At 73.7% G+C, this 15332-nt stretch carries 9 protein-coding genes; 7 read left to right on the top strand and 2 right to left on the bottom strand.

Features of this window, described 5'->3' with window-relative positions:
* Nucleotides 1-123 precede the first annotated feature (123 nt).
* Nucleotides 124-306 (top strand): hypothetical protein, encoded by a 183-nt coding sequence (locus ACFWM7_RS24800; protein WP_383264087.1) that lies wholly within the window; start codon nucleotides 124-126, stop codon nucleotides 304-306.
* Nucleotides 307-334: 28 nt separating this feature from the next.
* Here ACFWM7_RS24800 and ACFWM7_RS24795 read toward each other — a convergent pair whose 3' ends face one another.
* The gene (locus ACFWM7_RS24795) at nucleotides 335-1807 is read right to left on the bottom strand and encodes an MFS transporter (protein ID WP_383264085.1); all 1473 of its coding nucleotides are present in this window, start codon (nucleotides 1805-1807) and stop codon (nucleotides 335-337) included.
* A 159-nt stretch (nucleotides 1808-1966) separates the two neighbouring features.
* On the opposite strand from ACFWM7_RS24795, the gene ACFWM7_RS24790 reads away from it, so the two are divergent.
* Nucleotides 1967-2614: a TetR/AcrR family transcriptional regulator gene (locus ACFWM7_RS24790; RefSeq protein ID WP_383264089.1), complete on the top strand. Its 648-nt coding sequence runs from the start codon at nucleotides 1967-1969 to the stop codon at nucleotides 2612-2614.
* A gap of 465 nt (nucleotides 2615-3079) precedes the next feature.
* Nucleotides 3080-3838 (top strand): SigB/SigF/SigG family RNA polymerase sigma factor, encoded by a 759-nt coding sequence (locus ACFWM7_RS24785; protein WP_383264083.1) that lies wholly within the window; start codon nucleotides 3080-3082, stop codon nucleotides 3836-3838.
* Nucleotides 3839-3876: 38 nt separating this feature from the next.
* Here the strand turns inward: ACFWM7_RS24785 and ACFWM7_RS24780 are convergent, their stop codons facing one another.
* The gene (locus tag ACFWM7_RS24780) at nucleotides 3877-5148 is read right to left on the bottom strand and encodes a DUF6357 family protein (RefSeq protein WP_383264080.1); all 1272 of its coding nucleotides are present in this window, start codon (nucleotides 5146-5148) and stop codon (nucleotides 3877-3879) included.
* Nucleotides 5149-5333: 185 nt separating this feature from the next.
* Here ACFWM7_RS24780 and ACFWM7_RS24775 point away from each other — a divergent pair, with 185 nt between their 5' ends.
* From ACFWM7_RS24775 to ACFWM7_RS24760, 4 genes are all read left to right on the top strand, one after another.
* Entirely contained in the window at nucleotides 5334-6194 is an 861-nt protein-coding gene (locus tag ACFWM7_RS24775) for a DUF4132 domain-containing protein (RefSeq protein ID WP_383264077.1), read from the top strand.
* Entirely contained in the window at nucleotides 6191-11392 is a 5202-nt protein-coding gene (locus ACFWM7_RS24770) for a hypothetical protein (RefSeq protein WP_383264074.1), read from the top strand. Before ACFWM7_RS24775 ends, ACFWM7_RS24770 begins: the two co-directional genes overlap by 4 nt.
* Nucleotides 11389-12627: an AAA family ATPase gene (locus ACFWM7_RS24765; RefSeq protein ID WP_383264071.1), complete on the top strand. Its 1239-nt coding sequence runs from the start codon at nucleotides 11389-11391 to the stop codon at nucleotides 12625-12627. Before ACFWM7_RS24770 ends, ACFWM7_RS24765 begins: the two co-directional genes overlap by 4 nt.
* A gap of 3 nt (nucleotides 12628-12630) precedes the next feature.
* Nucleotides 12631-15332, top strand: a 2702-nt coding sequence (locus ACFWM7_RS24760) for a DUF5682 family protein (protein ID WP_383264067.1), incomplete at its 3' end; no start/stop codon positions are given.

The raw sequence follows: 15332 nt of genomic DNA, 5'->3' as shown, positions 1-15332 counted from the left end.
CCCCAAACCCGGCGACAGCCTCATCGTGCAGACCCGCGAGGCAGGCGAGGTCTGGCCGGTGGGGAGAAGCACCTCGTTCGGTGGCTCCTGACCGGCCCTGTCGACCCGGTCGACATCCACCTCGTGCAGCGCGAAGGCGCATCCACCGCGACCCGCGCGGTCCTCGCGACCGGGCTGCCCGCCCACGTGACGTCCGTACGTGTCTCCATCCCCGCGGACATCCCGGCCGGCGACCACCTCCTCCTCGTCACGAGCCAGGGCCTTCTCGACGCCTACAGCCGACCGTTCGGCGTCACGGCTGCCTGACCGCAGGAGCCCGACCGGATTCGCGCGGTCAGGCGGCCTCCGCGGGTGCTGCCTCCTCCACACTGCGGGAGTCCGTGAGACTCAGCGCGCCGATCGTCGCGATGAGGCCGACGGCGACGGCAAGTACGGCGTAGGCGATCCGTTCACCGTGGAAGAAGGAGGCGACGAGGCCGCTGCTCCACACGCCGGCCGGGAGCTGGGTGGTGACCAGCGCGGCTATCAGCGTGCCGACCGCGGCGGTGCCGACGCTGGTGCCGACCTCCTGCGCGGTGTCGTTGAGCGCGGTGCCCATCGACGTGCGGTTGGCCGGCATCGCGTCGACGAGCGCGACCGCGCAGATCGTCATGACGGTCCGCAGCCCGATCGTCATGAGCACCATGCAGAGCGCGATGACGAGGTAGCCGTGCTCGACGCCCCAGGACAGTCCCGCCAGGGCGACGGCCAGGCAGGCCGCGCCCACCAGACAGGCGACGCGGTGGCCGTAGCGGCGGGCCAGTCCCTCGGACACGGGCGTCGCGAGCAGCATGGTCACGATCAGCGGCAGGTTGGCGAGGCCGGCCCGTACCGGGCTCCAGCCGTACGCGTACTGGAAGTGCAGGATGAGCCCGAACATCACGCCGGCCATCGCGATGGACGTACCGATCTGCGCGACGGCGGCACCGCGGACCGTGCCGTTGGCGAACAGGCCGAGGTCCAGCATCGGGGCCGGGCTGCGGCGCTCGTGGAGGATGAAGGCGGTCGCGGCGACGGCCGCGCCCGCGACCGAACCGACGGTGAGGGCGGAGAGCCAGCCGTTCTCGACGCCGCTGGTCAGCGCGTAGCAGGCGAGCCCGATGGTGGCGACGCTCAGTGCGGCGCCCGGCACGTCGAGCCGGTCGCGGGTCAGGTCCTCGGCCCGGTCGGCCGGGACGCCGAGGCGGACCCCGATCCAGGCGATCACCGCGATCGGGGCGTTGACGACGAGCAGCCACTCCCAGCGCACGTGGGCCAGGGCCGTGCCGCCGATCAGCGGTCCGAGGATGAAGCCGGACATGCCCACGACGATCATCACCGTCATGGCGCGCATGCGCAGCGCCTTGTCGTCGAAGAGGCGGAAGACCAGCGAGTTGGTGATCGGGGCCATCGCCGCGGCGGCGATGCCGAGCAGGGCGCGCAGGGTGATGAGCTCACCCGCGGTGGTGACCCAGACGGCGCACAGGCTCAGCGCGCCGAACACGGCGAGGCCGACGAGCAGGACGCGGCGGCGGCCGAGCCGGTCGGCCATGGAGCCCGCGGTGAGCAGCAGACCGCCGAAGGTCAGTGAGTACGCGCCGGTGACCCACTGCAGCGCGGTGGTCCCGCCGCCTATGTCGCGCCCGATGGTGGGCAGCGCGATCGACAGCAGGGTGTTGTCGACCATCTCCACGAAGAAGGCCAGGCACAGGGCGGCCATCGGGATCCACGCGGCGCGCAGGGAGGGATAGGTACGGGAAGCGGGGGGTTTCAGCATCGCGGTCGTCATGGCGGCGCTCCTTTCCATCGAACGCCGCTCGATTATCGAACGGTGTTCCATAAGGTACGATAGAACAGCGTTCGATAGAGATGCAAACGAAGGGCAGAGGCCATGCCGCGCCACCAGAACCGTGGAGCCGCGGGCGGCCGCCGCCGGGCTTCGCACTCGATGGAGTCCGTGCTCACCGAAGCGGTGGCGCTGCTCGACGAAGCAGGACCTTCGGCCCTGACGTTCCGGGCGCTCGCACAGCGCCTCGGGGGCGGCGTGGCCAGCATCTACTGGTACGTCGCGAGCAAGGACGAGCTGCTCGACCGCGCCACCGACCACGTCATCGGCGGCGTCCTCGCCGAGATCGAGGCCATCGAGCCCGGCGACGACCCGATCGACCACCTGCGCGCGATGTCACTGACCCTGTTCGACGCGATCCTGGTGCGGCCCTGGCTCGGGAACTACTTCATGCGCAACACCGACGTCCAGGGCAACGCCCTGCGCCTGTACGACACGCTGGGGCAGCCGACCCTGCGGCTGGAGCTCACCGCGCGCCAGCGGTTCCACGCCGTTTCGGCGATCACGACCGTCGTCGTCGGCTCCGCCGTCGACCTCGGGCAGGAACCCCCTGCGGAGGTCCTCGACGGGGCCGTCGGCCGCGACGAGTTCCTCGGCCGCTTCGCCGCGACGTGGCGGGAGCTCGACGCCGCCGACTTCCCCTTCGTGCACGAGATCGTCGACGAGTTCGAGGGGCACGACGACATCGAGCAGTTCCGCGCCGCGCTGGACCTGACCCTGGCGGGGCTGCGCCTCCAGGCCGGCGCCTGAAGGACCCGGACTCTCGTCCTGACGGGCCATCAGGAGGGCCGTCGGGCACGCCAGGTGTTGCCGAAGCGGCGCATGCCCATGGCAACGATGCTCGACCGTCCGGTGGTCACCCCGACCGCCGCCGCGTTTGGGCTCCCTGAACGGGGGCAAGCGCTGGTCCGACGTGCTTGGGCAGACAGGCACACGCACGGGAGCGGCCCCTCGGGGCCATCCCGAGGTGTCCCTCGTCTCGGCCTCCCGTGCTCCACCACCAGCAGCCACCGGGAGACGAGCATGCTCAGCACATCCCCCCACCCTCGGCGTTCCGCCGCCACACCGGATCAGGTTCTGCCTTCGATATCCCCCGAGGCATCCACCGAAGCCACCGAGGCATCCCCCGAAGCTCCGGTCCCGGCCGCCCGTATCGGAGCTGCGACGCTTCCGCGGATCCCGGATCCCGGGAAGGTCGCCCCGAAGGACGCACGGATGATGGGATCCCTGTTCTTCGAGCAGTTGCAGCTGCTCGAAGAGGGCACGCCGGAACACCAGTACGCGCGGAACACACTGATCGAGATGAACCTGTCCCTGGTGCATTTCGCGGCGAAGCGATTCCGCAACCGCGGCAGCGGTGAGATGGAGGACATCGTCCAAGTCGGCACCATCGGGCTGATCAAGGCGATCGACCGGTTCGAACTGAGCCGGGAGGTGGAGTTCACCTCCTTCGCGATCCCGTACATCGTCGGGGAGATCAAGCGGTTCTTCCGCGATTCCACCTGGGCCGTTCACGTACCGCGCCGGCTCCAGGAACTCCGCGTCACCCTGGCCAAGACGCGGGAAGAACTCGCCGGCCGGCTCGACCGCGACCCCACCGTCGCCGAACTCGCCAAGCACCTGGAGCTCGGCGAGGACGAGGTCATCGAGGGCCTCATCGCCTCCAACGGCTACACCGCGGGCTCCCTGGACCTGCCCATCGGCGTCGAACAGAACAGCCGCGAGACGGTCACCTACGGAGACGTCAAGGGCGACATCGATCCGGCACTGGAACTGGTCGAGGACCTCCATGCCCTCGCCCCGCTGCTGGAGGAACTGGACGACCGGGACCGCGAAATCGTCACGCTGCGTTTTGGTCGGGAAATGACGCAGGCCCAGATCGGAGAACGTCTCGGCCTTTCCCAGATGCATGTGTCCCGACTGCTGACCCGACTGCTCGCCAGGCTCCGCAAGGAAATGCTCACCGAGAGCTGAGCGCTCCCGCCCGGGACTGCTGGCGGTCGCGCCGGGGGCTACCCGCGGTCGCGTCGGCGGCGTGCGCGCTCGAACTCGGCGGCATCCGGAATCCACGTGCCGTGCTGTTCGAGCGCCGCGCAGCCGCCGCGGACGAAGGCGCTCACCAGCTTCCGGTAACCGCCGATCCCGTCGACCAGGCTGTATTCGACCCGGTACACCGGATTTGACCCGCTTCCACCCCCGCGCACCGTCGTGATCCGGGCGATCGAGTCCGCGTAGAAGTGGAGCTGGATCCCTTCGCCCATCTCCTCGTCCTCGATGGTGAACACTTCGTTGTCCGCGGCAGCACGATCGCCGACGAAATCCCAGAACTCCGCAGCGGCACCCCGGGAACTCCCCGCGAACCATTTCCTCTCGACGTCCTTGTCGTCGGTGAACGACAGCATCGTCTTCCTCGCGCCCTCGCCTGAGTCGGCTCGATCGCCGCCGACAGGCTCCTCCTCGCCCTCGTCCTCCAGGGGCGCGCCCCTGGTGCGGGATGCGGCTTCCGAGCACATCAGGAAGCTCACGGTGCGCACCGCGTCATCGGCGAGTTCGGGGTGTGCACGGCGCACGGCCGCCTCCACCGTCGACGCCAGCCGATTCCAGGCCTGCTTGTCCGTGGCGCGCTCTCCCCGTCGCGGATCGTGGCCGATCCGCATCCCGGTGCACGCCTGCTCCGCGGTGGCGATCACCCGCATGACGTCGGGCAGCAGCGCGGGATCCACGGCGTCGGGCTTCCGCTTCGGGACGGTCGCGCCGTGCAGGTACTGACCCGTGTACCTCAGAAGCGCGCCGTCGAGCGGACCGAGCGCTACTCCGCGCTCGGCGCGACGGCGGTCCGCGTGGTACTTCTGAGCCCGTTTCCCGTCGGACGTCTCTGTCGCGGCGCGCATCGCCGCACAGACCTGACCGCCTTCGAGCAGACCGATGTCGGCCCCATGGGCGATGAGCCGGCCCTTGTCCCAATGGATGCGTCGGAAGAGTTCGTCGACGTCCGCGGGCGCCGAGAGGAGGATCGGGTCCAGGAGCGCGACGGCAGCGTCCTCGTCGAGCCGGCCCCGGCTGCCGGCGGCGTCGCACAGCGGAAGGACCGCACTCCACAGCAGGAGATGTCTGGCCAGATCCCCTTGGATCACCGCAAGATGGGACTCCTCGATCGGGAACGTGAACGTACGAGGCTCGTGGTTGGCGTCGGCCCCGGCGCCGAGCATCATCCTCAGCTCGCCGTCCTCGCGGATCACGTTCGGGATCCAGCCGCTCCGGCGCGTGAAGACGATGTCTCTCATGGCCCCAGTCTTCCCCATCGGAACACGAGGCCGGCCGTCGGCCCGCACCGTCGAGGCCGGTGCCGTCCGCGTTGTCACTGGTGCCGCTTAGAGTCTCTTCCATCGTCACGGTGCGTCGCCGTCGACGGGGTTCATCAGCATGCCGCCGGTGCGGCGGCAGTCGGGGACAACGGGGAGAACAGCGCATGGGGTGGGTTTCGGCGGGCGACTACGAAGTCGCTCTGGAGGCGGGCAAGGTGGTCTGCCGCAACAGGAAGGGCCGACGGCTGAAGTCCGTTCCGGCCGCATTGAAGGACGACCCGGCGGTCGTCGGTCTCCGGCAGCTGACCGAGTGGCTGGACCGCCACGAGCGCCGGTGCCTGAGCGACGTCGAGCAGTGGATGGTGCGTTCGCTGCCCGTTCCCACCGCCGTGCTCGCCCGGGTCTGGCCCGACCCGGCGTGGCAGGCGGCCCTGCGGGACGTGGTGGTCACCGGCGCGGACGGCGGAGTCGCCGGGTTCCTGCGCGACGTCGACCCCGAGCGCGGTCTCGGCCTCGTCGACCTGGACGGCGACACGGTCCGCATCACCCCGGACGTCGTCCATGTGCCCCACCCCGTCCTGCTCGAAGACCTCGACGAACTGCGGGAGTTCGCGGTCGAGCTGGAGGTGCGCCAGAACGTGGAGCAGCTGTTCCGAGAGGTCTGGCACCGCCCGGTCGGCCTCGCCCCGGACATAACCTCCGTGGACACCTACGCCGGCGGCGTCTTCAAGGAACTGCGCTTCCTGCACGGCCGCGTCACCCAGCTCGGATACCGCTCGCGCGGCGGATACGCGGTCTGCCCGGTCGTCGAGGACGGCGCCGGAGTCGAGGCGCGCATCTGGATCGGCGAGCACGACGGATATGACGCGTACGACACCGAGACAGGCCCCCTGGGCTGGAGCGACGCCTCGGGGCGCGTGCTGACGGCGGCCGAGGTCGGCCCCGTGGCGTGGTCCGAGGGCATGCGCATGGCGGCGGCGCTCTACGCCGGCCGCGACGTGGCGGACGAGGAGCGGGCGGCATGAGCATCACGACGAACACCGGCGCGAACACGGCGGCAGCGGGCTCGGCGCCCCTTCCCGCCCAGAACCGGGGCCACAGCGTCTCCGCCCTCGCGGCCGAGGCCCGCGCGGCGAGCCTGCTGGACGCGGGCGCGATCCTCCCGGCCGGCACCACCGACCGGGACGACGCCGACACGCTGACCGCCCGCACCTACACGCACACCGCCCTCGGGGACCGCCCGGTGGTCCGCCTCGTCCCCGGCACGCTGGGCGACGCCGAGGACCTCGCCCTCGAGTTCCTGGGGCTGGCCCGGATCGCGGACGCCCCCGTCGTGGGACAGGTCCGCCGCGAGACGCTGGGCTTTCCGGCCTGGGCCCTGGTCAACGACCCGGCCAACGGGCACCACGCCCTCGCCCTGGTCAAGGACATCGAACGGCTGGGCCGACAGGCCAAGACCCGCGCCGGCGCGGCCAAGGAAGGCTTCGACGAGCTCGGCACCCGGCTCGGCCGGGCCGTGCCGCACTTCCTCCCCACCTACTACGAACAGGTGGCCCGCCTGTTCCTCCAGGCCGAGAACGCCACCTACGCCGCCTCCTTCTTCGGCAAGGCCCGCGAGGCCGAGCGGGTCCATGGCCTGGTCGTGGACGAGGACCGGCAGCGCGCCGTCTTCCTGGAGTTCGCCCTCGCCGGCGCACTGACCGTCAAGGCGCTGCGGCAGTACGTCCGCGACCTGGTGGCCCGGCTCGCACCGGCGGACGCCTGGGCGCAGTTCCGCCGACTGCTGGTCGAGCGCTGCGGGGCCGGCATGCCGCCGTACGCGGCGCTGCCGCAGGACGTACGCACGCTGGTCAAGGCCGCCGGACTGGACCGCGAGAGCGCCGAACGCGAGCTGGTGGCCGATCTGATCGGCTCTCCCGGAGTCGTTCGCGCCCCCGCCTCGTTCTGGGCTGCCTACAGCTCCGCGCTCATCGCCCTCGCCCGGGCGGACGCGTCCGTGCGGGCCCGGCTCCTCGGATTCTTCCCGGAGACCTTCAGCGAGAACGGCCGGGACACGGACGGCGAATCCGGCTGGCTCGCGCTGCTGACCGAGTCCGGCGCCGAGGAACTGCTGACCGCTCTCCCGGCCGCCTCCGACCAGACCTCCGCAGCCTCCGCCGGCCCCCTCGACACGGCCGTCTCCCCGGCGGACTGGCTGGCCCGCTGGGAGGCGTACCGCCGCCGCAACCGGGCAACCTCGGGCCGCAGTCCGCGCACCCTGGACCTCGCCGCCCGGATGACGGACCGGCTGCGCGCCGACGGACGCCCCGTCGAACTGTTCCTGGGCCGCTGGCTGCGCACCGCCGACCTGGACCTTCTCGACCTCTGCCTGGCCTCCGGGGTTCCCGTGGCCGAGCCGGACGACGAAAACACGGGCCGAGGCCACCGGCGGTCGCACGGCTTCTCGCCGGACCAGTGGCTCGCCGACGAGGCGCCCGGGCGGCGGGATCTCACCGCCGTCGCCGGACACCCGGACTTCCGCGACCTCCTGCGCCGGAACATCGGCGGCCTCGGCGACGGACGCGGTCAGCGGCTGAGCGACGCCGGTATGGCGAAGCTGGCCGCGCACCCGGTGCTCTCCGTCCTCCTGCGCGAGTGGCTGACCGGCTGCGCCGAGGAGTACACCGCCGCGCGAGGACTTCCCGGGCTGCGCACCGCCCTCAACAAGCTCTCGCCGTTCCGTGCCGTGGTCGCGGACGTCGCCCCGGAGGCCGCCCGCCTCCTTGAGCACCACGACGTCGTACCGCTGCTCGCCGCCACCCTGCGCACCGGCGTCTTCGACGAACTCGGCTGGCCCGCGCTCGACGAGACCTACGCCGAACTGGCCGCCGAGGCCGCCGCCGTCTCACGGGGGCGGAACAGCCGGTCGCAGAACGTCGGGGTCACCGGCGCCTGGCCGGCGCTGATCCTGAGCACGCTGGAGCGGGCCGTCGTTGTCGGCCCGGAAGGCGTCCTGCTGCGGCACACCCTGCGCCTGCCCCCCACCACCGACCAGTGGCGGACGACTGCCTTCCGGTTCGTCGACGGCGAGTTGCTGGTGATCTGGTGGGAGGACGGCAAGCAGCGCGCCTACTGGTCGCACCGCCCCGCCGAGGTCTTCACCCTCGGCGGCGAGCAGGTCCCCCGCTGGGGCCGCGCCGGCCTCTCGGACGAGGTCTGCGTGCCGCTGCCCGGCGGCGGCCGCGCCACCGGCGGCAAGGCCCTGCACGCGGGCGACACCACCCTCCCGCCCCAGCGCGCCGTCCTCTCCGACGGCACCGGACACTGGCGGGAGGGCCACCAGGGCACCCGGACGGTGTGGCTGGAGTACGACCCGGCCGGCGGCACCCACGGCCGCGCGTCCCTCCCCGCCTTCCTCCGCTCCGGAGTCCAGGACGGCACCCGGCTGCTCGCCGAGCACTGCCAGGTGCTGCCCCTCCAGCCCGGCCTGGGGACCACCCCGTTCGGCACGGACGGCACGGTCCTCGGCCGCTGGGTCCGCCGCACCGCCACCGAACCCGGCACGGCCGCCCCCGCCGACGGGGGCCGGACCGTCGCCGGCACCCCCGACGGCCACACGGTCGCCCTGCCGCACCCGCTGCCCGACGGAGCCACCGTGGTGCCGCTCGGCGCCCTCGCCCTGCCCGGCGGATCGCGGCCCGTAGCGGTCCTGCGCCACCGATCCGTCGAAGCGCACCCGGCGGACACGGACGGCACCGGCGGCCTGTGGTCCGTCGGCACCGACTCCTCCGGCGGCAACGACGCGGCCGGCACCCCCTATGTGCCTCCCGTCGCCTACTGGCACGCCCTGCGCCCGAGGGACGAGCAAGGCTCCGCCGCCCTGCGGCAGCTGACGGACGCCCGGGCCGAGGAGCTGTTCAACGAGGTCGCCACCGCGGTCACCCGGCACCTGAAGGCATTCCGGGCGGTCGAGGAGTACACCGGGCCCTCCTCGTGGGAGATGAGCGAGGAGGCCGTCGCCCGTGCCCTGCCCGAGGTGTCCGACGTACGGCTCCTCGCGGGCGTCACCGCGCTCGTGCGGAACGCCGTGGACGGAGCCGTCGCGGTCGCCCGGTACCTGGAACCGCCCGCCCCCGCGCAGCCGGTCACGCCCCGGGACACCGCGCGTACCCAGGGCATGTTCTTCGACCACGAGCCCGAGCACGGCGACGACACGACCCTGCGGAACGCCACCGCCTGGGGCTCCGAGCAGATGCGCGGCTCCTGGTGGGGAGGCGGAAGCCGGTGGACGGCGATCCGGCAGATCCTCGCCGTCAACCACGTCCTCGGCGGGCAGCCGGCGTTCGGCCCGCCCACGCCGTCGAAGGTCCCCTTCACCCCCGTGGACGGCTGGCGGCGCGACGAGTACACCGTGCCCGGCGAATCCCTCGCCTGGGCCTCCCTCCTCGACAAGTTGCCCGAACTGGCCTACCGGGCCGCCTCGGAGGCCACCGCCCCCGAGCACCGCGCGGGGCTCCTCGTGCTGCTGGAAGCGCTCGCCGCGGGCCCGCTGGCCGACCCCGCGGGCACGGTCCGGCGGATGGAGCTCGTCGAACCGTTCGACACGGCGACACTCGGGCGGACGGGACGCCCCGAAGCCGTGCACCGCCTCGGCCAGGTGCTGCGCAAGGGCTCCCGCACCGTCGTCGTCCTGGCCAGACACGGCCGCAACTCCCGGGACGACGCGGCCCGCTGGCTCGCCCTGGACCACGACCCGACCGGAGCCTTCGGCCCCGTCCCCGGCTTCACCCTGGACCGCGAGCACGTCTACCGGCAGGGCATCGCCCGCGACACGCTCACCCGGCTGACCGCCCTGGTACGGGAGAAGGGTCCGGCGCCCTGGCGACCGGAAGCCGCCGAGGCGTTCCACACGGCCACCGGAATCGGCCCCCTCCAGGCCACCGCGCTGCTGTCGGCGGCCGTCGAGGAGCCCGGCGCCGATGCGCTGACTCTGCTCGGCACGAAGACCCGCGCCTTCGAGGCGGCCCAGGACCGGCTGGACTCCCTGCCCCACGACGACCGGCATGCCGTGCTCCGGGCGCTGCTGCCCCCGGACCCGGCCGAACTGTGGTCCACGGGCCCCGACGTCCGAGCCGCCGCCGAGGTGTGGCGGGAACGCCTGGGCTCCCTCGTCCGCGTCCCCGAGGAACTGGACCTCGACCTCACCGGCGCCACGGCCGCCTCCATCGACCTGATCCTCAACGCGGGCTCCCGCAGCTGGCTCACCCACGGCGCCCCTGTGCCGGACGGCAGCGCCCGCCCGGCCCTCCACCGGGTGAGCGGGCGCGGTGCGGTCTCCAGCGCCCTGACCGCCCTGCGCACCCTCGCCTACGCGCTGCCGTACGGACATCCCCTGCGGGCCCACCTGCCCCTCGGGCTCGCGGCCCTGCGCACCCGCCTCGCCGACCCCCGACTGGTGCTGGACCTCGGTCTGGACTGGACCGAGTCGGGGCACTCCCTCGGCCCCGCGATCCGCTCCGCGTACGGGCTCCCCGAGTCCGGCGGCGCCGCGGCAGACGGGCTGGTCCGGGCCGGATCGGCACTGCTCCTCGCCCCCGGGCACGGCGACAGCGAGAAGCTGCTGATCCGCCCGGCCGGTCTGGACGGGCCCGACGACCCGGCGTTCGGCCTCGTCGAGGGAACCGTAGGGCCGCAGCGCACCGGCGACCTGCTCGCCCTGCGGGCCCTGCTGGGCCAGGGGACCGACGCCCTGGCCGCGTCGGGCGCCCCCGACGGCTCCGCGCACCACCCGGCCCAGGACCCGACGCGTACGGTGCCAGACCTGGTGGCCGAGGCCGCCGACGCCCTCGCCCTGAGCACGGACGCCACCGCGCTCTACCTGATGCTGCTCGCCCTGCCCGACCCCACGGACCGCAACTGCGCCCGCTGGACCGAGTGGAAGCCGGCACGGATCAAGAAGGCCCGCGCGGAACTCGCCGCCACCGACCTCGTCGTGGAGGCGAAGCGCTCCCGGGCCGGCCGCACCCTCTTCCTGCCCTGCGGCTGGGTGGAGCGCGGCGCCCCCGGGCTGCCGCTGGAGACCTGGAAGGAAAGCCTGTACCCCGTGGCGGGATCCGCCCGCACCCTGCCCCACCTCCCCGTGCCCGCGCTGTACGCGGCCGCCTGGGCGCGGGCCCGGGGCGGCGACGCCCCCGCCTTCGAAGAACTGGACACCCGCGCCACCCGGAAGGGCCGCCGCCGATGACGAACGACACCACGACCACCACGGACAGCACCACCCCTGCCGACACCACCACCGGAGGCATCCCGGCCCAGGCGACGGCACCCGGCGGCGCGGCACGCCAGATCACGCCGCCCGAGGACCGGTACGCCACCGAGCTGGCCTTCCTCGCCGCCCACGACTCCGGGCCCCGCCCGCCCGGCTGGCTGCTCACCCCCCGTGCCGTCGTCACCTTCGTGATGGGCAGCTCGGGAGACGCACTGAGCCTGCCGAAGGCGGCCCGGCCCGTAGCCGGAGTGCCGCGCCGGCTGGTGATCGAGCAGAAGTTCGTCGGCGAACGTGCCCTGGTCGAACGGTGTGTGGTCACCCTCGCCGGGGAACGCGGGCTCCTCCTCGTGGGGGAACCCGGCACCGCCAAGTCCATGCTCTCCGAGCTGCTGTCGGCGGCCGTCTGCGGGACCAGCGCGCTCACCGTGCAGGGCACCGCGGGCACCACCGAGGACCAGCTCAAGTACGGCTGGAACTACGCGCTGCTGCTCGCCCAGGGGCCCACCGAGCGGGCCCTGGTGCCCTCCCCGGTCCTCGCCGCCATGACCCGGGGCGCCGTCGCCCGCGTCGAGGAGGTCACCCGCTGTCTGCCGGAGGTCCAGGACGCCCTCGTGTCCCTGCTCTCCGAGCGGCGGATCGCGGTGCCCGAGCTGGCGGGCCGCGAGGGTGCCCAGGTGCACGCGGCCCCCGGCTTCACGCTCATCGCCACTGCCAACCTCCGGGACAAGGGCGTCTCGGAGATGTCCGCCGCGCTGAAGCGGCGCTTCAACTTCGAGACCGTGGGCCCCATCGGGGACGTGGACGCCGAGACCGCGCTCGTCCGGCGCCAGTCGCGGGCCGCCGTCGAACGCGTGGGCGCCGCCTACCAGGTGGACGACGCGGTCCTCGAAGCCCTCGTCACGGCCTTCCGGGACCTGCGCGACGGCCGCTCCGTGGAGGGCTGGGAGGTCGAACGCCCCTCCACGGTGATGAGCACGGCGGAGGCGGTCTCCGTCGCGGGCGCGCTGGGCCTGGCCGCCGCCTATTTTCCCGGTGACCGGGACGTACTCTCCCTGCTGCCCGGCCATCTGCTCGGCGTCGTCCGGAAGGACGACCCCGCCGACGCGGCACGGTTGCTGGGGTACTGGGACGGGCCGGTGCGCAGGCGGGCGGAGCAGGGTTCGGCCACCTGGCGTGCCCTGTGGGACCTGCGCTCGGTGCTGGAGAACTGACGGATGACAGAGTCGACCATTCCCGGGCCGGAAACGACGACGGGGGCGGGGGCCATCGCCGAGGCATCGCCCACCGCCGGTGCGCAGGCCGGTTCCCCGGCTCCGGGCCCGGCAGGCGGGCCGACCGCCGCGGAAGCCGCGGTGGCAGCCCTCGCGGCGACCGGTCCCGGGTCGCCGTTCCTGATCGGGGTGCGCCACCACGCTCCCTCCCTGGCGGCCGCCCTGCCGACGCTGCTGGACGCGGCGGCCCCCGACGTCCTCCTCGTCGAACTGCCCGCCGAGTTCCAGCCCTGGCTGAGCTGGCTCGCCCACGAGGAGACCGAGGCCCCGGTGGCGCTGGCCGCCGTGCCCGAGGCCGGCCCGACAGGTGAACGGGGCCCGGCCTTCTACCCGTTCGCGGACTTCTCGCCCGAACTGGTCGCCCTGCGCTGGGCGGCGAGAAACGGCGTCCCGGCCGTGGCCTGCGATCTGCCCCTGGCCGACCGGGCGTGGGCGGCGGGCGACGACGGCGCCCCCGCCCCGGTTCCCGCAGCGGCTTCCGCCCCCGTGCCGGGGGAGGGGCACGGCCTGTCCGCCGCGCTCCGGTCCCGGCTCACCGGCCGGGACGGCGACGACCTGTGGGACCGGCTGGTGGAGACCCAGGCACCCGGCTCGACACCCGAGGCGCTCCGCCGCGCGGCCCTGCTCACCGGGTGGGCGCTGCGCTACGAGGCCGAGGCACGCGGTGGGGTGCACCGTACGGACCTGGTGCGCGAGGCGTGCATGCGCGGCCATGTCGCCGAGGCCCTGGCGAGCGGGCGGCGGCCCGCCGTGGTGGTGGGGGCCTTCCACACTCCGGCGCTGCTGCGGTCGGCTGCGGGGGACGGCGCGACCAACAGGGCTTCCGGGGAACCGGAGTCGAGATGCACGGTCTCCCTGATCCCGTACACGTACCCGCTGCTCGACTCACGGTCCGGTTACCCGGCCGGCATCCGTGACCCCGAGTGGCAGCACACCGTCCTGGAGGCCGCCGGGAACCCGGCCGCGGTGCACGAGGCGCTGATCCGCACCGCGGTACGCCTCTGCGCCGCCCTGCGCGAACAGGGCCACCCCTACGGTCCGGCGGACGGCCGGGAGATCGTCCGGGTCGCCGGCGACCTGGCCCGCCTGCGTGATCTGCCCGCGCCGGGCCGCGGTGAACTCCTGGAAGCCGTGCAGACGGTACTGGGGCGCGGCGAGACCTACGGCACGGGCCGCGCCGTCGCCCAGGCCCTCGAACGCGTACTCGTCGGATCCCGCACCGGACGGCCCGCACCCGCCGCTCCGCGCAGCGGGCTGAGCCCCGCCGTCGAGGCCGAGACCGCGGCGCTCGCGCTGCCCGGACCGCAGGACGCGCACGAGAGGACACCGCGCGACCTCCGGCTCGACCCGGCACGCTCCCCCCTGGACCGCCGCCGCGAACTGCTGCTGCGCAGGCTGACGGTGTGCGGCATCCCCTACGCGCGGGAGCAGGGGGCGACCGGTGCGGCGGGTGCCGAAGGACTGACGACCCGATGGCAGGTGCGGTGGACCCCGGCGACGGCAGCGATGCTCACCGCGGCCGGAGCCCGGGGCGTCACCCCGGCCCAGGCTGCCGAGGGCGTGTTGCGGCAGCGCCACGCGGCCGAGCGAGCGGAGGGCGGCCCGACAGCCGCCCAGGTCGTCGGCGGCCTCGCGGAGGCCGCCGCGTGCGGGCTGCCAGCCCTGGCCGACGAACGGCTGACCGAACTGGCGGCCGTGCTCCCCGCGAGCGGCACCCTCCCCGAACTCCTCGCCGGGCTCGACCTGCTGGACCGCATCGACGCGGGCCATCTGCCGGGCCTCGCCACGTCCCCCGGCCCTCAAGACCCGTCCGGCGGTCCCGAAGCCGCGTCCGACGCCCCTGCGGCCCCGGACGCCGCCGACGCCGCGAGGGCCGTCCGTACCGCACACGCGGCGGAACTGCTGACCGCTGCCGCCGTGCGCCAGGTCGACGGCCTGACCGGCTCCGAGAAGCCCGAGGACGCCCGCGCACTGCTCGAACTGGCCCAGCGGGCCGACCGGCTGGGCGGCATCCGGCTCACCGACGCCCTCACCCGACTGGCCGCAGACGGCGCCCCGTTGATCGCCGCGGCCGCCGGAGCGGTCAGGGTGCTCACCGGCCACGAGGAGGCCGACGCCTTCGGGGAGCGCGTCGCCTCCTGGGTGGACGGAGCTGTGGACAGCACCTCCCGGGCCACGCTCACCGCGCGCCTCACCGGCGTACTGACGGTCGCGGGCCCGCTCCTGACCGTCGGCGTCGGCGCACTGGACCCGCTGCTGGACCGGGTCGTCGAGCTGGACGACTCCGCGTTCCTGGCCCGGCTGCCGGCTCTGCGGGGCGGTTTCGACACCCTGAGCCCGGCCGCCCGGGACCGCTTGCTGGGCACCGTCGAGGAGCGGCTCGGCGAACGGGTGGACCACCTCGACGCGGACGACCCGGCCGAGCTGGCCCGCCGTACGGCCGCCGACCTCGCGGCCCGTGAGCTCCTGACCGGTCTGCGCCTGCCCGTCACGGCACCCTCCACCGAAGCGGCACCCGCCGCCGAGGGGACCTCCGTCACCGAGCCGACCCCCGCCGCCGAGGGGACCTCCGTCACCGAGCCGACCCCCGCCGCCGAGGGGACCTCCGTCACCGAGCCGACCCCCGCCGCCGAGGGGACCTCCGT

The organism is Streptomyces sp. NPDC058375 (assembly GCF_042723425.1).
Classification (GTDB): Bacteria; Actinomycetota; Actinomycetes; order Streptomycetales; family Streptomycetaceae; genus Streptomyces; species Streptomyces durocortorensis.
Note: the sequence above shows the minus strand (reverse complement) of the source record. Positions and strands in the feature narration are given on the sequence as shown.